The sequence below is a fragment of the Ruminococcus sp. XPD3002 genome, assembly GCA_900119535.1.
Taxonomy (GTDB): Bacteria; Bacillota; Clostridia; order Oscillospirales; family Ruminococcaceae; genus Ruminococcus; species Ruminococcus flavefaciens_H.
In genome coordinates this window covers 152,780-169,336 of sequence record FPJT01000006.1, presented here as the reverse complement: position 1 = coordinate 169,336, position 16,557 = coordinate 152,780, and the positions used below count along the sequence as shown (strand labels likewise).

17 protein-coding genes and 2 tRNA genes are annotated in these 16,557 nt (G+C 46.0%); 13 read left to right on the top strand and 6 right to left on the bottom strand.

Features of this window, described 5'->3' with window-relative positions:
- Nucleotides 1-29: 29 nt before the first annotated feature.
- Complete coding sequence (locus BT127_RS07295; protein WP_075424368.1) at nucleotides 30-821, top strand: class I SAM-dependent methyltransferase; 792 nt, start codon at nucleotides 30-32, stop codon at nucleotides 819-821.
- Nucleotides 822-875: 54 nt separating this feature from the next.
- On the opposite strand, the gene BT127_RS07290 is transcribed toward BT127_RS07295, so the two are convergent.
- Both BT127_RS07290 and BT127_RS07285 read right to left on the bottom strand, forming a co-directional pair.
- Nucleotides 876-1,565: a GTP pyrophosphokinase gene (locus BT127_RS07290; RefSeq protein WP_075424367.1), complete on the bottom strand. Its 690-nt coding sequence runs from the start codon at nucleotides 1,563-1,565 to the stop codon at nucleotides 876-878.
- Nucleotides 1,566-1,611: 46 nt separating this feature from the next.
- Nucleotides 1,612-2,532 (bottom strand): TPM domain-containing protein, encoded by a 921-nt coding sequence (locus tag BT127_RS07285; RefSeq protein ID WP_075424366.1) that lies wholly within the window; start codon nucleotides 2,530-2,532, stop codon nucleotides 1,612-1,614.
- Between the two features lie 204 nt (nucleotides 2,533-2,736).
- On the opposite strand from BT127_RS07285, the gene BT127_RS07280 reads away from it, so the two are divergent.
- Both BT127_RS07280 and BT127_RS07275 read left to right on the top strand, forming a co-directional pair.
- Entirely contained in the window at nucleotides 2,737-3,555 is an 819-nt protein-coding gene (locus tag BT127_RS07280) for a DNA-3-methyladenine glycosylase family protein (RefSeq protein ID WP_075424365.1), read from the top strand.
- Between the two features lie 129 nt (nucleotides 3,556-3,684).
- Complete coding sequence (locus BT127_RS07275) at nucleotides 3,685-3,987, top strand: DUF6514 family protein (protein WP_075424364.1); 303 nt, start codon at nucleotides 3,685-3,687, stop codon at nucleotides 3,985-3,987.
- A 44-nt stretch (nucleotides 3,988-4,031) separates the two neighbouring features.
- Here the strand turns inward: BT127_RS07275 and BT127_RS07270 are convergent, their stop codons facing one another.
- Complete coding sequence (locus BT127_RS07270; protein ID WP_075424363.1) at nucleotides 4,032-6,014, bottom strand: hypothetical protein; 1,983 nt, start codon at nucleotides 6,012-6,014, stop codon at nucleotides 4,032-4,034.
- A gap of 221 nt (nucleotides 6,015-6,235) precedes the next feature.
- Between BT127_RS07270 and BT127_RS07265 the strand changes: the two genes are divergently transcribed.
- Both BT127_RS07265 and BT127_RS07260 read left to right on the top strand, forming a co-directional pair.
- Nucleotides 6,236-6,799 carry an RNA polymerase sigma factor gene (locus BT127_RS07265; RefSeq protein ID WP_075424362.1) on the top strand — a complete coding sequence of 188 codons (564 nt, stop codon included), beginning with the start codon at nucleotides 6,236-6,238 and terminating at the stop codon, nucleotides 6,797-6,799.
- 11 nt (nucleotides 6,800-6,810) lie between these two features.
- Nucleotides 6,811-7,968 carry a hypothetical protein gene (locus BT127_RS07260; protein WP_075424361.1) on the top strand — a complete coding sequence of 386 codons (1,158 nt, stop codon included), beginning with the start codon at nucleotides 6,811-6,813 and terminating at the stop codon, nucleotides 7,966-7,968.
- A 103-nt stretch (nucleotides 7,969-8,071) separates the two neighbouring features.
- On the opposite strand, the gene BT127_RS07255 is transcribed toward BT127_RS07260, so the two are convergent.
- From BT127_RS07255 to BT127_RS07245, 3 genes are all read right to left on the bottom strand, one after another.
- Nucleotides 8,072-8,704: a glycerol-3-phosphate acyltransferase gene (locus BT127_RS07255; protein ID WP_075424360.1), complete on the bottom strand. Its 633-nt coding sequence runs from the start codon at nucleotides 8,702-8,704 to the stop codon at nucleotides 8,072-8,074.
- An 81-nt stretch (nucleotides 8,705-8,785) separates the two neighbouring features.
- Nucleotides 8,786-8,875: transfer RNA gene (locus tag BT127_RS07250), tRNA-Ser, on the bottom strand.
- A gap of 45 nt (nucleotides 8,876-8,920) precedes the next feature.
- Nucleotides 8,921-9,009: transfer RNA gene (locus BT127_RS07245), tRNA-Ser, on the bottom strand.
- 283 nt (nucleotides 9,010-9,292) lie between these two features.
- Here BT127_RS07245 and pyrH point away from each other — a divergent pair.
- The 8 genes from pyrH (at nucleotide 9,293) to ispG (ending at nucleotide 16,556) form a co-directional block, all read left to right on the top strand.
- Nucleotides 9,293-10,000 carry a UMP kinase gene (gene pyrH, locus BT127_RS07240; RefSeq protein WP_075424359.1) on the top strand — a complete coding sequence of 236 codons (708 nt, stop codon included), beginning with the start codon at nucleotides 9,293-9,295 and terminating at the stop codon, nucleotides 9,998-10,000.
- 34 nt (nucleotides 10,001-10,034) lie between these two features.
- Nucleotides 10,035-10,589, top strand: coding sequence for a ribosome recycling factor (gene frr, locus BT127_RS07235; RefSeq protein ID WP_075424358.1), 555 nt, complete (start codon nucleotides 10,035-10,037; stop codon nucleotides 10,587-10,589).
- Between the two features lie 9 nt (nucleotides 10,590-10,598).
- A complete protein-coding gene (gene uppS / locus BT127_RS07230; protein WP_075424357.1) occupies nucleotides 10,599-11,339 on the top strand; it encodes a polyprenyl diphosphate synthase in 741 nt (246 codons plus the stop codon).
- A complete protein-coding gene (locus tag BT127_RS07225) occupies nucleotides 11,339-12,208 on the top strand; it encodes a phosphatidate cytidylyltransferase (protein WP_075424356.1) in 870 nt (289 codons plus the stop codon). Before uppS ends, BT127_RS07225 begins: the two co-directional genes overlap by 1 nt.
- 108 nt (nucleotides 12,209-12,316) lie before the next feature.
- Nucleotides 12,317-13,459 carry a 1-deoxy-D-xylulose-5-phosphate reductoisomerase gene (locus tag BT127_RS07220; RefSeq protein WP_075424355.1) on the top strand — a complete coding sequence of 381 codons (1,143 nt, stop codon included), beginning with the start codon at nucleotides 12,317-12,319 and terminating at the stop codon, nucleotides 13,457-13,459.
- Nucleotides 13,460-13,510: 51 nt separating this feature from the next.
- Nucleotides 13,511-14,569 carry a M50 family metallopeptidase gene (locus BT127_RS07215; RefSeq protein WP_075424354.1) on the top strand — a complete coding sequence of 353 codons (1,059 nt, stop codon included), beginning with the start codon at nucleotides 13,511-13,513 and terminating at the stop codon, nucleotides 14,567-14,569.
- A gap of 1 nt (nucleotide 14,570) precedes the next feature.
- Nucleotides 14,571-15,485 carry a ribonuclease Z gene (locus tag BT127_RS07210; RefSeq protein ID WP_075424353.1) on the top strand — a complete coding sequence of 305 codons (915 nt, stop codon included), beginning with the start codon at nucleotides 14,571-14,573 and terminating at the stop codon, nucleotides 15,483-15,485.
- Between the two features lie 33 nt (nucleotides 15,486-15,518).
- Nucleotides 15,519-16,556: a flavodoxin-dependent (E)-4-hydroxy-3-methylbut-2-enyl-diphosphate synthase gene (ispG, locus tag BT127_RS07205; protein ID WP_075424352.1), complete on the top strand. Its 1,038-nt coding sequence runs from the start codon at nucleotides 15,519-15,521 to the stop codon at nucleotides 16,554-16,556.
- Nucleotide 16,557: the final 1 nt, after the last annotated feature.

The window sequence follows — 16,557 nt, the reverse complement described above, 5'->3', positions numbered from 1 at the left end:
TAATATACTAACGTAAAGGAGTGACCTGAATGGCTGCTAATTATAAAAACTGGGTGCCTAAAGGCATGATCGCAGGTCTTAGCTGTGCAACAGGAGTTCTCGCTGCTTGTACCGCAGGTACCGCTTTATTCGGAAAGAAACTCGATCCACGTATCAGAACTGCTGCTGTTGCAGTTGCCGGAGTCGGTACTGCCGCATGCAGTGCTGCGCTGGCATGGAGCGTAATGGCACACAAGAAGTTCTCTTACGACGGTTCGCGTCAGTTATCAAGAGAGATCGTTGACGAAGTTGCAGCGTATGTATATCTTCCGAAAGACGGTAAGGGACTTGACGTAGGCTGCGGAAGCGGTGCGCTGACTATAGCTTGTGCGAAACGCAATCCACAGGGTACTTTCATAGGCATTGACAGATGGGGAAAGGAGTACGCTTCCTTTAACCGTGAGCTCTGCGAACAGAATTCGGAGGAAGAGGATGTTGACAACGTAAGCTTTGAACAGGGCGACGCAGTGAAGCTTGATTTTCCTGACGAGTATTTCGATGCAGTTACAAGCAATTACGTTTACCATAACATTAACGGGGTAAACAAGCAGGAGCTTCTTCATGAAACTCTAAGAGTTCTGAAAAAAGGCGGATGCTTTGTTATACACGATATAATGTCAAACGGCAGATACGGCGATATGGAACAGTTCGCGGAGAAACTCAGATCAGAGGGCTACGAACGTGTTGAGCTTATAACTACCGACAATGGTATGTTCATGACAAAGTCTGAGGCAAAAATACTTGGACTGAGCGGTTCAAAGATACTTCTTGGAGTGAAATAAAAAAACAAGATCCCGAAGGCATAAACGCTTACGGGATCTTTTTCTGTCATGAGGTCAGAGCTGACTTATTTCCATCATCAGCTTCTGCATTTGTATATCGGTCTCAGCTATTCTCTCGGCGCAGTCACGAAGTTCCTCGGATATCTCGGGCGTGAGAGCAGCGGAGGTCTTGTATTTCAGCTGATGTTCGAGACTTGCCCAGAAGTCCATAGCGATAGTCCTTATCTGTATCTCCACGGGAGCATAGTGCTTTCGGGTGGAGAGGTGAACCGGTACGTTAACTATCATGTGGTAACTTCTGTAGCCGCTTGGCTTTGGGTTCTTTATGTAGTCCTTCTGTTTTATTATCTCGAAGTCATCACGTCTGCGGAGCATATCCGCAATGGCGTAGATGTCGCTGATGTAGTAGCATGTTACTCTGATGCCTGCAAGATCCAGAAGATTTCTTCTTGCGGAATCTGGAGTTATGGGAAGTCCCTTTTTCTGTAGTTTTCCGACTATGGATTCTGCGGACTTAAGTCGGCTTTCGATGTTGTGGATCGGATTTCGCTGGAACTTTACGTTGAATTCACCTGCAAGATTGTTGAGATAGGTTTTAACTATCTCGATGGCGGACTCGTAAAGGTGAGAGAGCTCCATGAATTCGATAAAGGTAGCGGCAAATTTATCCTGTATGGACTCTTCACTTTCGACTATGGCAGGAAGATGCTGAATGTTTTCAATAAGAAAATCCATTTCGCTCATATATGATACATCCTTTCTTTGTGGGGATTTGTTGTTATATGTGGTTTCAGAAGCCTTTCAGCAGCTCTTCGGCGGCTGTTTTGTATTCGCCCTTCTGTGCGGACTTTGAAGCTGTTTCCAGTGCTTTTTTTACGTCCGAGGACTCTTTTTGTTCGGTGACGAGGGTAATGGTTTTGGATTCAGTGTCTATCATGAACATATAGCCCTTACCGTCGGGATATTTTCGCTTGAAATACTCCGTACAGATATCCTTATTGGAACTGCTTGTCTGATTGGTGGTGATAAGGAGTGAAACGTCGGACTTAAGTTCTTTGAACTTACCTTCGAGCTCGGTAATAACGTCATTCTCGAAAAGTCCAAGGTTATCGAAAATATGTTCGGGACACCTTTCGCCGAGACTTATCATCCTGTCTGCAGCGCTGTAGAACTGTCCGCTGACGATATCCTTTGTAGCCCAATAGAACTCGCTCTTTTCGGTCTCATCGGAGATGAACTTCGAGCAGCTGCCTGTTTTGTAAAGGCAGTCTGTGTCCGTATCGTTGTTGATAAGGAGAACGAGTCCGCTTCCGCGGCTGCCGTAGAGAGTATCGTAAGCCTTTTCTGTGTATGAATAGGGAATATCCTCACCGATGTGTTCAACAGTTATGACGGCTGCATTAATAAGACGATCGTTGTAGAGGGACTTCAGCTTTTCTGTCAATTGCTGCTTTTCTTCGTCAGTGAACAGGGTAGCGTTATCATAAACGTACACGCCGTCCTGTTTGGTAACAGAGTCGGCAGGTATTTTTACCTCCGGTTCTGTAGGTGGTTCAGTGGGTTCGGGCTCTATAACAGGTTCTTCTGTAGGAGTTTCTGTGATCTCCTGAACTTCCTCAGCTGTACTGTTGTCGGAGCTTACTTTGTTTGAGCATCCGCAGAATAGCATTGCAGTAACGATAACTGCAACAAAAAATTTACATTTATTCATGAAAATAATCATTCCTTGCACTTGTATTTCTAATTATATTTTAGTATAATTTAATAGAAAAATCAAGTGCAAAAGCGTATATGGTACGATTTATATTTTACGGCGACTAATCTTGTAAAATAAAATTGACTTTTATATACTATAATATATATTTGTAAATATTATTTTGCACTATAAAATCAACATATCATGAGGTGATGTAAAATGGATTATACAGTCAAAGGCGGAGACATTCTTGTAAGCACTCCCGATTTCGACCTGGATGAGACTCTCGACTGCGGACAGGCTTTCCGTTGGAAGAAGATAGATTCCGACTACCTTTGTACATATCAGGGCAGTTTCTACAACGATGAGCTGACTGTTTCAAAGAGCGGCGAGGGTGAATTTATTTTCCACAATATTTCCGAAGAGGATTTCCTGAGCAAGTGGGTTGATTACTTCGACTTCAACACCGACTACTCGGAATTGAAACGCATGTTCTCTGAGGATGCAACTCTTTCGGAGGCATGCAAGTTCGCAGGCGGCATCCGACTTCTCAGGCAGAACAGCTGGGAATGTCTTATTTCCTTTATTATTTCCCAGAATAACAATATCCCCCGTATAAAGGGTATCATCGACAGGCTCTGTGACAATTACGGTGGAATGTTTCCCGATGCAGAACAGCTTTCGCAGGAAAATGCAGATTCCCTTGCATATCTCAGGAGCGGCTTCCGCGCTAAGTATCTTGAAGATGCGGCAAAAAGAGTCGGTAACGGTATTACTGACCTTTCAGCAATAAGTACACTCCCGATAGAGGAGGCACGCAGAGAACTTAAGCTTATCAAGGGCGTCGGACCAAAGGTTGCGGAATGCATATTGCTTTTCGGTATGCACAGAACAGAGGCATTCCCTATAGATGTGTGGATAAAGCGTGTTCTGGGTGAATACTACCCTAACGGCTTCCCTGAGTATCTTTCAGAGAACGCAGGTATCGCTCAGCAGTATCTGTTTCACTATATCAGGCACGGAGTTGAGAAAAAATGATCGTTCGACTCCTTCCTTCATAATATTACGGTAACTAACAATTTATACCCGTTCACAGGCACAGGAACATATGATATAATGTTAACATATGTACGGGAAAAAGAACCGTAAGAAGAAGGGAGCAAAAAGATGTTTGGATATATTGATGTAAAAGAACGTTCAGTGAACAGCAGGACGGTTTATATGGAGATCTACGGCGGCAATAAGGTATCCTACAGGGTGACGTCGGGACAGATGATGAGGTATGGTTCTGAATCGAAGACTTACGGAGTTGAGATAGAGGATCATAATAGCGGCGGGACTGCAAGTATCATGGATTTTTCTGCGGATATCGAGGATGCAGTTGATTTTGCGGAGCTTCTCGTCAGTGAGCAGTGTATGCCTCAGCAGCTTTACGCAATGGCTTTGAAATACCTTTACATATCCATCTGAAGCTAAAAAGGGACGCCTCCGATCGCGGAAGCGTCCCTTGTCTGTTATTCTCCGCACCATCTGATGCTTATATCTGTGATAGAAATATCTTCGTCGGAAGTGTTTCTTATGACTATTTCCGAACCGTCGATACTGTCCTGACTTGTGAAATCAAGAACTATTTCCCTGTCATCGGAGCTTATCACCTCAAATGGGAAAGTGTACATAAGATCATTGTTGCGAGGGGTAACGTCTGCGTGGGAGAGTCCCTTGCCCTTGACGGTCACTTCGTAGCTGCCCTTGAAGAAAGTGATATAGGGACCGTATGATATGCCGCCTTTGTGAAGGATGCGTTTTCCGTTCTTTGGCTCGCCGTTGATGAGCCAGTCGGAGCTGTCCATATCGTAATCGAAGTCAGCGAAAAGATTTACCATTTCCTGATAACTTTCGTAGCCGTAAATGACGTACTGCTCGTTGCTGTAGATGATATCTTCATCTGCAAGCTTGTCACCCCACATGCAGTTAGGCACTTCCTTTCTGCTCATAAGCAGGAAGACTTTACCCTCAGGAGCCTTTTCGGTGTGTGAGACCTTCTGGAGCCACTGGAAAAGTGAATTTACGCTTCCTGTAGCCTTGAATCGTGTACCATCATTGCCGCCGTCCTTCCACGAGTACATATCGATCCTGCCATTGGAAAGCTCCGTGAGCTTGTTGCTGTGCCAGAAGGTGGCGTAACCGCTTGTGTAGCCCTGTTCGGTAACTGCCGCTGCACAGTCCTCCAGTCCCGACTGGCGGCGGAGAGTTCTCATGCTGTTTATGTTGATGAAGCCGAGTCCGATAACTGATGCGATGCATATTGCAGCAACCGCGGAGGAAGTCTGCTTCGGAGCCTTTCCGAAGTCTGCCTCACGTATACCAAGTGCAAGTATAACGGGCGCAAACACCATGACAGGAAGATTGTATCTTGCGGTGTAGTCCATATCTGTAAGGGAGAATATCAGGATGAGGAGAACGATACCGCAGAGAAAAAAAACACTTATCAGTGTGAATTCGGTGCTTACTTTACCTGCACGGTGTATCGCCTGGACGATGAAGACTGTAAGCAGTGCCGCTATAACGAAGCAAAGAACGTTTGAAGCAAGTGAGGATGCACCGACTGTATCAGCCTTGTAGCCGAGAGTTACGAACATATCGGATACTGTAGTTGCAAAGCGTTCAGTGTTGAATGAGGTGAAACGCATATCGTCCCATTCTTTGAAGTGGTAGCGCTCCAGAAGCACCTTTACATTAATAATGTAGCCCATTCCTGCAAAGAGGAGTGATACTGCCGAGAGTATCAGATAGCGGAAGTATTCGGACTTTCTGACTTTTTCCCAGCCCTTGGCGAAGAACAGGTAAAGGCAGATGGTGAATACCGCCATAATGAGCGGAAGATAGGTAACGACTATCTGTCTCAGTCCGCCAAGGGACGAGATGAAGGCGAGAGCAGAGATGCCTGCGACTGATGCTAAGTGTAACGGCTTTTTCTCTGTTTTCCCGTACAGGAACAGCAGTCCGACCGTAAGGAAAGAAACTGCGATGTGTGGAATATAGTAGCATCCCATTAGTATTATTAAGAAATACTGAGGCGAAAATGGTATCAGCAGTCCGCAGGCAACGGCAGGAGCTGATTTTTTGAAGCCTGCCTGTCTGCATAGGAAGAATGTACTGCATGACAATATAAGGTGCAGCACGAATGTGGATAACATACGGACGGTATGCCAGTTATCCGTGAAATTGAAGAATAGGGCGTAGATAAGTTGGGTGTTGACTACTCTCAGCTCCGTGGAGTAGTACCACGAATCGGTCATTATCCTTCCTTCCTCACAGAGTATCTTACCGAGTATCATCTCGCTGGACATGTCAGAATCCAGCAGAACGGGTATTTTCCGATGTATGAATATCAGCAGAAGCAGGTGGACGGCTGCAAGGGCTGCAAAGGACAGCAGATAGAAGCAGCGATCGGTTCTCGAAACCTTTGGTTTTGTCATTTGCTTTTTGGTCTTCATGATGTTCTCCTGTTTATGTTATTTCAGATACTGCTTTTGCAGTCTGTTATAGTTTATTGCAATGAACATTGAACATTATATCACAAAGCAGTTAACAAATCAAGGGCGGATACGTAATCGGGAAAAAATTTGTGATTTTGTGTGACACTTTCGAGGTTTTGACGGAATGTATTGTATGAAAGCAAAAATCCATGGAAAACAACTTTCAAAGGAGATCATTTATGACAGGATCAGAATACAGCGAATTATTCAGGCGGTCTGAGGACGAAGCCTACCGCGCATTGTTTGACGAGTACGGAGACTATGTTTATACGATAGTCTACAGCAAGCTTCACAACAGCGGCTCCCGTGAAGACATCGAGGAGTGCGTCAGTGATGTGTTTGCGAAGATATTTTTCAGCTATGATACGAGTGCAGAGTACAGCGGCGATATGAAAGGTTACATAGGTACTATCGCAAAGCGTACAGCAGTGGATGCATTTCGCAGGACTTCCACTTATCAGAACCGCATTTCAGCGGACGAGGACGCAATGCTCGGTATCAGCTCAGACAACGATATCGAAAAGGACTCGGATACTGCGGAAGTTCAGACTATACTCATGCGCGAGATAGAAGCGCTTGGCGAACCTGATTCCACTATTATAATACAGAAATTCTATTTCGACCGCAACTCGAACGAAATTGCAGAAATGCTTTCGATGAAAGCATCGGCAGTACGTATGCGCTGCAAGAGAGCAATGAGCAGACTCGGTGAGAAACTTACCCAGGTCGGTATTACGCTGTAAGGAGGACCAATATGAAGAACTATAATTTAAAAGATCTCCTCGATAAATCGGAAGATGTAAACATCGAAAGGCTGACGGAGGGCAAAAGAGTCATGACAGATGCCGAGAGAGAGAGGATATTTGCTATGAGTAAGAAGAAACTTGAGAATATGAAGAACGGCGTTTCCGCAGATATGGGCGAGGATAAAGTTAACGGAGTTGAAACCTACAGAAGACCGGTACTGACAAGATTTGCAGGAATGGCAGCTGCTGCTCTGCTGGTAGTGGGCGGTATAGGCGGAGCAGCTTACGTGGCTCACAATATGAAGCACACTTCTCCCGACGATGCTGTAGTACAGCTTGCAACAGGCGTAGTTACAACATCTGCGGTAACAGTTACAACAGGTACAGGTACTTACACTGCTGATACGGTGACAACAGCGAATGCAGCTGAGATGCAGTCTAAGCTTGCTTCGGATGAAGAAAAGATACGTCAGCAGATCGAGACAGTGGCAGCAGAAGCTCAGAAGGCATACGAGGAAGAGCAGAAGCGCAAGGAAGCCGAAGAAGCCGCAAAGGCAGCAAGTGAAGCAGCCGAAGCTGCTGATGCTGCAGCTTCCACCGCAGAAGCAGAACCGACAACAAAGAATAATGTCAGCGCTGAGGATGCTGCTCTTATTGAGAAAGCACAGGGGTATTATGGGAAAGCTTGCGAACTTTACTGGGGATACAGATATAACTTCAGTGATTATGTTGAGGTTTCGAAATTACCCTTAGGATTTTCGGAGGATGATACAGGCTTCAGGTATGAGACGGCTTATGATGATAACGGCAATTATTTAGGCGTTCCGGTGACTGATCCAAGAATAAAAAGCATTGATGATATAATGAAGTTATACGAAAGTACATTTGACAGCAGATATAATGACGGCTACCGTGATTACTTCGTTGAGTACAAGGGAAATGTTTACTGGAAGTACGGTCAGAGAGGCGGAAATATATTCTACGTTGACTCTGTGGTTACTGATGTTGTGAAAAAAGAAGGGGACGAAATAACCTTCACTGTTGCCAATAACTATGATGGTACAGGTCTTGACGGAACTGCTCCGTGGACTGAATACAATGAATTTTCGGTAATAGTAGGAAGCGACGGCGAGTGGAAGATAGGCAAGTTCAAGCTCCCGTACTGATCCTGACTTCGGAACAAAAGAAATACAGATATAAAAAGGGGATGCTTCTCAGTGAGGCATCCCTTTGATGATTAATGTATATTTACCGTGATACGGAAGTTTTTTAGTTGGCGTTGTGTTTGATGCGCTCGATCTCCTGATCCTTATGCCATAGGAAGCTGATGTGGGCTTCGGTGCCGTTCTGTATTCGTCTCAGGTTCTCAATGTGCTTGATGAAGATTATCACAGAGACAGCTGCAAGAGCAATAGTTCCTACTGCGTCACCTGTACTTAGAGCGTAGATAGTAGTGAATATCAAGGAGCCGGTCATGGGAACAACGCATACATAGTCGAGTGTAAGTCCGATAATAAGCTCGAACAGCAGTAAAGTGATGAAGAGTTTCGGATCAAATGCGATTATAGTACCTGCAAGGCAGGCAAGACCTTTTCCGCCGTGAAACTTCATAAGTACGGGAAAAATGTGACCGAGTATGCACATTGATCCTGAAAGGATCTTGGCGTACTTAAGGTGCGGGAAAAGGTGGAAGGCGATTATAGATGCGAGCGCTGCTTTAGCGATGTCGAAAAGAGCTGTGAAGGCACCTGCTTTTTTGCCCATGGTCATCATCACGTTTGAAGCTCCTGCGTTTCCCGAACCGCGTTCCCTGATGTCGAAACCGCGGCATCTGGAAATAATATATGCAGGGTTGATGTTACCGAAAAGATAACCGATAAGCGAACACAAAACGATCTGCATATTAGTTCCTCCTAACAATATAAAATACGAAAAACGGATGAAGCAATACTTCATCCGTAGCACGCAGAATTTTATTCTGCTTGGCGCGGATTGAGAGATTTGAACTCTCGCGCCGGTTTCCCGACCTACTCCCTTAGCAGGGGAGCCCCTTCACCACTTGGGTAAATCCGCAAACTGACGAGCAAGAGAAAATCCGCTTACTCATTATAAAAAAATTGGCGGAGAGGGTGGGATTCGAACCCACGTGACCGTTAAGTCAAACGGTTTTCAAGACCGCCTCGTTATGACCGCTTCGATACCTCTCCGTATATTGTTTTTGCTGCCCTGTGACTGTCTGTCTCAGTCAGCTTTTATATTATAGCACAAACGAGGTGCTGAGTCAAGAGAAAATGCAAAATTTTTCTAACAATAAATTTTCAACATTTTTGTGCATGTTGCTGAAGAATGGATATTACACCTTGTTTTTACCTATTATTATAAGTTAAACTAAGAAAAAATTGAAAAAATACAGTTTTTTTCAAAAATGGACTTTACATATTCACGTTTTTAGTGTAAAATATATACAGTAATATATTTGTGAGGTGCAATATGGAACCAAAATACAAAAGGATCTTATTAAAAGTAAGCGGAGAAGCTCTCGCAGGCGATAACAAGACAGGTCTCAACTTCGATGTTATCAACGAGATATGCAAGAGCGTTAAGAAATGCGTCGATGCAGGCGTTCAGGTCGGTATCGTATGCGGCGGCGGAAACTTCTGGCGCGGACGTTCAAGCGGTGCTATGGACAGAACTCGTGCAGACCACATCGGTATGCTTGCTACTGCTATGAACGCTCTCGCTATAGCTGATTCCCTTGAAGCTCTCGGATGCAATGTAAGAGTTCAGACTGCTATAACTATGCAGCAGGTCGCTGAACCCTATATCCGCAACAAGGCTGTCAAGCATCTTAACAAGGGCAGGGTAGTCATCTTCGGATGCGGTACAGGTAATCCTTTCTTCTCTACTGATACAGCGGCTTCGCTCCGTGCAGTTGAGATAGAGGCTGATATCTTCCTCAAGGCTACTCTTGTGGACGGCGTTTACGACAAGGATCCTCATAAGTATCCCGATGCAAAGAAGTACGATACTCTCACTTTCTCTCAGGTACTCAACGACGAGCTCGGTGTTATGGACAGCACTGCTGCTACAATGTGCAGGGATAACGGCATGAAGATGCTGGTATTTGACCTCTCTCGCCCCGATAATATTTACGATGCTGTAATGGGCGAAAACGTAGGTACAGTAGTTTCGGAATAACGATAACTTATATAATGGAAAGGAATGTTTTATAATGAAAGCAACTATTGATCACGCAAAGGAAAAAATGACAAAGAGTCTTAACGCACTCGGAAACGAATTTGCTTCTATCCGTGCAGGAAGAGCTAATCCTGCTGTTCTTGACAAGGTAATGGTAGACTACTATGGCTCTCCCACACCTGTTAACCAGATGGCAGCTGTATCTGTTTCAGAGGCAAGAATACTCGTTATCCAGCCATGGGACAAGTCCACACTGAAGCTCATCGAGAAGGCTATACAGGCTTCAGATATCGGCATCAATCCAACAAATGACGGAAACGTAATCAGACTTGCTTTCCCTCAGCTCACAGAGGACAGACGTAAGGAACTTGCTAAGGAGATCAAGAAGCTCGGCGAGGAAAGCAAGGTTTCTGTACGTTCTATCCGCCGTGATACAATGGATAAGCTGAAGAAGATGCAGAAGAACTCCGAGATCACTGAGGACGACCTTAAGGACTGCGAGAAGAAGGTCCAGAAGCTCACAGACGGTTTCTGCGACGATATCGACAAGGCAGTTGCGGACAAGGAAAAAGAGATCATGACAGTTTAATGGTGAGATATGGCATTATTTGGAAAAAAAGATAAAGAAGAGATAATCCTTCCCGATAAGCTCCCGGATCATGTCGGCTTCATTATGGACGGCAACGGCAGATGGGCTAAGAAGCGCGGACTTCCTCGTTCATTAGGACACAGGGAAGGTGCAAAGAATTTCAGGACAATAGTACGTCACTGCAAGGATATCGGACTAAAGACTATCAGCTTCTATGCTTTCTCCACTGAAAACTGGAAGCGTTCGGCTGACGAGGTCGGTGCTCTCATGGAGCTTTTCCGTGACTATCTGGCAGATGTTAGGAATTTCCTCAGCGAGAATACACGTATGGTATTCCTCGGAGATAAATCTGCCTTTGCTGACGATATCCGTGAGAAGATGGAAAAACTCGAAGCTGATTCTGCGCAATACGATGAGATGACTATACTTATGGCAGTCAACTATGGCGGACGTGACGAAATAACGCACGCCGCAAAGATACTTGCGGATAAGGCTGCTAAGGGCGAGATAAAGCCCGAGGACATTACCGAGCAGTCCATATCCGACAATCTCTACACAGCAGGATATCCTGATGTGGATCTGCTTATCCGTCCCAGCGGCGAGCAGAGAATTTCGAATTTCCTTATCTGGCAGTGCGCTTATGCGGAGTTTTACTATACAGATGTTCTGTGGCCTGATTTCACTCCTGACGAGCTTGATAAGGCTCTTGCAGAATACGCAAAGAGAAACCGCCGCTTCGGAGGTGTCTGATGCGTACACGTATCATATCGGGAGCAGTCGGAGTACTGCTCCTTTCCGCGGTTTTATACTTCCATGACACTATAGTTCTGCCTATAGCAGTTGCGGCTATAATCGCCGTTATGCTGTTCGAGCTTCTCCGTGCAGTGAAGCTCCACAAGTGTGTGCCTGTACTTCTTGCGGCAGAGGCTTGCAGTATTGCTATACCGATCATTTACGGCGTTCTTACTAAGATAGAATATGATGGCAACAATGTCATACCGAAATATGAGTTTCTGGCATGGCAGACTTGTCACACTTATAGTACCTGTGCCTTTGGGGTAACGCTGTTGTGTGCATTTGTTATCTTTATAACATGGCTGAAAAAGCACAAAGAGATACGCTACGAACAGGTATTCTTCGTGCTTGCTGTAATGGTACTCGTTCCCAATGCCATGACGACTATGGTTCGCATCGAAAGAATGAGCGGACTTTTCTACCTCGTTATGGGACTCTGCGGAGCGTGGATAGCTGATACGGGTGCATATTTCTCTGGTGTTGCACTGGGCAAACACAAGCTCTGCCCCGAAATAAGCCCCAAAAAGACCGTTGAGGGACTTGTCGGCGGAATCCTCACTACGGGGATAGTCTACGCTGTTGCCTTTTCGGTACATGACGGCTTTACGGTCGGCAATGCATTATTTGCCTTCGTTACGGGAGCAGTCTGCGCTGTTATTGGTACTGTGGGAGACCTTTCCGCATCAATGGTAAAGCGTCAGATAGGATTCAAGGACTACGGAAAGATAATGCCCGGTCACGGCGGACTTATGGACCGCTTTGACAGCGTACTTTTTGTCCTTCCGACCTTCTACGCATTTATCTCGGCATTCAATATAGGATGAAACATAAATATTTTTGAAAGGAGACTAAACGTGCAAGGACATCGTGTTAGTCCCTTTCGCATTTAATCGGATATAATGAATATCCTTATGTAAAGGGGAATAATGATTATGAATAAGAAAGTTTCCATACTCGGTTCAACTGGTTCTATCGGTACTCAGGCTCTTGAAGTCTGCGAAAAGCACCATATGGATATCGTTGCCCTTGCGGCTCACAGCAGTATCGATATGCTGGAAAAGCAGGCAAGAAAGTATTCTCCGCAGTACGTGGCAGTTTTCAGCGAGGATAAGTACGCCGAGCTGAAAGAGCGTCTTGCAGATACAGCTGTTACTGTTCTCTGCGGAATGGAGGGACTCTGCAAGATAGCTGCTCTTGAAGAGAACGATATCGTGCTCAATTCCGTAGTCGGCATGGTCGGACTCCTTCCGACTCTCACTGCTATCAAGGCAGGTAAGGATGTTGCCCTTGCAAACAAGGAGACACTTGTTGCAGGCGGTTCGCTGGTAATGTCCCTTGCAGAGGAAAAGGGAGTTAATATCTATCCCGTTGACAGTGAACACTCGGCTATATTCCAGTGTTTGCAGGGTAATGACAGAGAACAGCTCCACAAGGTCATACTCACTGCATCAGGCGGACCTTTCTACGGCTACAGCTATGAACAGCTTAAAGGAGTTACAAAGGCGGACGCTCTCAAGCACCCCAACTGGGATATGGGCAACAAGATAACTATCGATTCTGCTACGCTCATGAACAAGGGACTTGAATTTATCGAAGCAAAGTGGCTTTTCGGTCTTGAACCCGAACAGATAGAGATAGTAGTCCACCGTCAGAGCGTTGTACACTCGGCAGTCGAGTACAACGACTATTCAATAATCGCACAGCTTGGCGTACCCGATATGAAAATACCGATACAGTACGCTCTGCTCTACCCCGACCGCATGAGGTGTCCCACAAAGCCACTCTCTCTCACCGATTACGGCACTCTCACCTTCGGTAAGCCCGATATAGAGACCTTCAAGTGTCTTGGTGCTGCAATAGAGGCGATAAAACGCGGCGGAGCTTACCCCTGCCTTATCAACTCGGCTAACGAAGAAGCGGTAAAAGCCTTCCTCAACGACGAGATAAGCTTTATACAGATAGGTGAGATAGTCTCATCGGTACTTGACAAATTCGCATTCTCCGAGATAGAGAGTTACGATGACGTTATCATCTCGGATAAGATAGCAAGAGAGTACGTCAGAAAGCTGATCTGACACATTCGGTGCAGACGGCTGAACATTTTTTCAATGAAAGGATAATTGAATATGAGTATTGTGATAGCTCTTATCATATTCGGACTTATCGTCACAGTCCACGAGTTCGGACACTTTATCTGCGCAAAATTAAGCGGAATAAGAGTTCTTGAATTTGCAATAGGAATGGGACCGAAGATAATCCAGAAGAAAAAGGGCGAAACTATGTATTCTCTCCGCGCACTTCCCGTTGGAGGCTATTGCGCTATGGAGGGCGAGGACGCTCAGACAGACGATGAAAGAGGCTTCCGCAACGCAAAACTGTGGAAAAGAGTGATCGTACTTGCGGCAGGCGCTTTCATGAACTTCGTACTTGGATTTCTGCTTCTACTTGTAATGTCTTCGATGTTCGATGCTGTTCCTACTACCGTAATAAAGGGATTCAGCGGAGTCCGCAACGATGACGATACTGTTACCTACTACGCTCAGAGTTACGAAACCGGACTCCGTCACGGCGATAAGATAGTAAAAATGGACGGAACTGCCATATACAGTATACTGGACCTTAACTACATGTTTGCCACAACCGACAGAGATGTCCATGAGGTTGTTGTAAAGCGCGACGGCAAAAGAGTTACCCTTGACGGCGTTGTTTTCCACGATGACCAGACAGGAGAGACTCTTGATTTCGGACTTGTCACCAAAGACAAGAATCCGCTGACGGTTACAGGCTGTGCAAGTGACATCTTCAAGTCTATGGGACACATTGTTGGAATGTCTCTGAAACAGATACTCACAGGCAAGGCCAAGAAAGAGGATGTTTCGGGACCTGTCGGTGTAGTTACCGCAATAAACGAGTCCACTCAGGAGAGCGAGTCCACTGAGGACGCTATTTTCAACCTTATATATATGGCTGCTCTCATCACAATAAACGTCGGCATATTCAATCTTCTCCCCATCCCCGGACTCGACGGCGGACGTCTTCTCTTCTGCCTTATCGAGCTTATCCGCCGCAAACCCGTCAAACCCGAGCACGAGGGATATGTCCACCTTGCAGGAATGATACTTCTGTTCGGAATAATGATATTTGCGACATACAATGACATCGTAAGACTTATCACAGGAGGCTGAAATGGCTGACATTTGTTTACTTGGTACAGGCGGTATGCTGCCCCTTAAGGACCGCTTCCTCACAAGCCTGTACGTCGAGCAGAACGGTAAGGCTCTGCTCATAGATTGCGGAGAGGGAACTCAGGTAGCAATGGGAGTCCACGGACTGAAAATGAGCCGCATAGAAGCATTGCTCATTACCCATGACCACGCCGATCATGTTACTGGACTTCCCGGACTTCTTCTTTCTATCGGCAACTGTTCACGCACCGAACCACTGGACATATATCTTCCCGAAAGCTGTGTGGAAGCGGTAAAGTCGCTGATGTCCGTGTGCGGATATCTGCCTTATGAAGTCAGGCTGAATACTCTTTCGTCTGATAAGCCGGAGAGCTTCCGCATCGAAAGAATAGATCCCATGCTTACCGTAAATACGCTGCCGCTTCAGCACAGTACCGAATGTATCGGTTACAGCCTTGAATTCAGCCGTAAACCCGTGTTTGATCCGCAGAAGGCAAAGGCTCTCGGAGTACCCGTACAGCAGTGGAAGCTTCTTCATGCAGGTGAGACAGTTGTTCTGGAGGACGGACGTGAGATAACTCAGGCACAGGTAACAGGTGAACAGCGCGGACCGCTGAAGATTACCTATACCACCGATACAAGACCGCTTGACAGCATAGTTGAGTTCGCAGCAAATGCCGACCTATTTATCTGCGAAGGAATGTACGGCGATAAGGAGAAAAAGCAGTCCATGGAGGAAAAGGGCCATATGCTGATGCAGGATGCCTGTGAACTGGCAAAAAAGGCGAATGCCAAGCGTCTGTGGCTCACTCACTATAGTCCTGCCGAAAAGGAACCCGAGAAGTTCACCGATGAGCTGAAAACCATATTTGAAGGAGTTGCCGTTTCTTCGGACGGTATGAAGCTTACACTGTAAACCTATCCTGAAAGACAGAAAGGAAGTTAAAAAATGAGAAACGTAAGACCTGTAAAAGTCGGGGACTGTGTCCTTGACGGAGAACATATATACATACAGTCCATGCTCAACGCTCGTTCGGATGATATCGAAGGAAGCGTAAAGCAGGCTGTTGAACTTGAAAAGGCAGGATGCGAGATAATCCGTGCTGCTATCCCTAATAAGGAGGCTGTAAAGCTCATCCCTGCTATCAAGGAGGCTGTAAGCATCCCTCTTGTAGCTGACATACATTTCGATTATAAGCTTGCACTGGAAGCCGCTGCCGCAGGAGTTGACAAGATAAGGATAAACCCGGGAAACATCGGAAGCATGGACAGAGTAAAGGCAGTAGCAGATGCCTGCCGTTCACGCAATATCCCTATCCGTATAGGTGTGAACTCAGGTTCACTTGAAAAGGAGCTCCTTGCAAAGTACGGCTCACCGACTCCTGAGGCACTTGTGGAAAGCGCAATGGGACACGCAGCACTTCTTGAAAGATTTGATTTCAACGATATCGTTATCTCTATCAAATCCTCAGACGTAAACCGAATGATAGCTTCTTACAGACTTGCGGCTGAGAAGTGCAGTTATCCTCTGCATCTCGGCGTTACCGAGGCGGGCACGGAGCGTATGGGACTTATCAAGTCGGCAGTTGGTATCGGTTCGCTTCTCTGTGACGGCATCGGCGAGACTATACGTGTTTCACTTACGGATGATCCTGTGAAGGAGATAGAAGCTGCAAAGGACATACTCAAATGCATCGGAAAGCGTCAGGGCGTAAAGATCGTATCATGTCCCACCTGCGGAAGAACACGTATCGACCTTATCGGTACAGCGAAGAAGGTCGAGGAAGCTCTTAAGGACTCGGAAAAATCCATAACCGTTGCGGTAATGGGATGTATAGTCAACGGTCCCGGAGAAGCAAGAGAAGCTGATGTCGGAATCGCAGGCGGCGACGGCTGTGCAGTTATTTTCAAGAAAGACGGCACACAGCGCAAGATTAAAGAGGAGGACATTGTCCGCGAGCTCCTTGCAGAGGTGGACAAGCTGTAAG

Excerpts from the sequence above, each read along its gene's own strand:
- BT127_RS07215 (WP_075424354.1), top strand. The coding sequence starts at position 13,511 with ATGAGTATTGTGATAGCTCTTATCATATTCGGACTTATCGTCACAGTC.
- ispG (WP_075424352.1), top strand. The coding sequence starts at position 15,519 with ATGAGAAACGTAAGACCTGTAAAAGTCGGGGACTGTGTCCTTGACGGA.
- BT127_RS07210 (WP_075424353.1), top strand. The coding sequence starts at position 14,571 with ATGGCTGACATTTGTTTACTTGGTACAGGCGGTATGCTGCCCCTTAAG.
- BT127_RS07290 (WP_075424367.1), bottom strand. The coding sequence starts at position 1,565 with ATGAGCGAAATGGATTTTCTTATTGAAAACATTCAGCATCTTCCTGCC.
- BT127_RS07280 (WP_075424365.1), top strand. The coding sequence starts at position 2,737 with ATGGATTATACAGTCAAAGGCGGAGACATTCTTGTAAGCACTCCCGAT.
- BT127_RS07255 (WP_075424360.1), bottom strand. The coding sequence starts at position 8,704 with ATGCAGATCGTTTTGTGTTCGCTTATCGGTTATCTTTTCGGTAACATC.
- BT127_RS07295 (WP_075424368.1), top strand. The coding sequence starts at position 30 with ATGGCTGCTAATTATAAAAACTGGGTGCCTAAAGGCATGATCGCAGGT.
- BT127_RS07275 (WP_075424364.1), top strand. The coding sequence starts at position 3,685 with ATGTTTGGATATATTGATGTAAAAGAACGTTCAGTGAACAGCAGGACG.
- BT127_RS07260 (WP_075424361.1), top strand. The coding sequence starts at position 6,811 with ATGAAGAACTATAATTTAAAAGATCTCCTCGATAAATCGGAAGATGTA.
- BT127_RS07285 (WP_075424366.1), bottom strand. The coding sequence starts at position 2,532 with ATGAATAAATGTAAATTTTTTGTTGCAGTTATCGTTACTGCAATGCTA.
- frr (WP_075424358.1), top strand. The coding sequence starts at position 10,035 with ATGAAAGCAACTATTGATCACGCAAAGGAAAAAATGACAAAGAGTCTT.
- BT127_RS07225 (WP_075424356.1), top strand. The coding sequence starts at position 11,339 with ATGCGTACACGTATCATATCGGGAGCAGTCGGAGTACTGCTCCTTTCC.
- BT127_RS07220 (WP_075424355.1), top strand. The coding sequence starts at position 12,317 with ATGAATAAGAAAGTTTCCATACTCGGTTCAACTGGTTCTATCGGTACT.
- BT127_RS07270 (WP_075424363.1), bottom strand. The coding sequence starts at position 6,014 with ATGAAGACCAAAAAGCAAATGACAAAACCAAAGGTTTCGAGAACCGAT.
- uppS (WP_075424357.1), top strand. The coding sequence starts at position 10,599 with ATGGCATTATTTGGAAAAAAAGATAAAGAAGAGATAATCCTTCCCGAT.
- pyrH (WP_075424359.1), top strand. The coding sequence starts at position 9,293 with ATGGAACCAAAATACAAAAGGATCTTATTAAAAGTAAGCGGAGAAGCT.
- BT127_RS07265 (WP_075424362.1), top strand. The coding sequence starts at position 6,236 with ATGACAGGATCAGAATACAGCGAATTATTCAGGCGGTCTGAGGACGAA.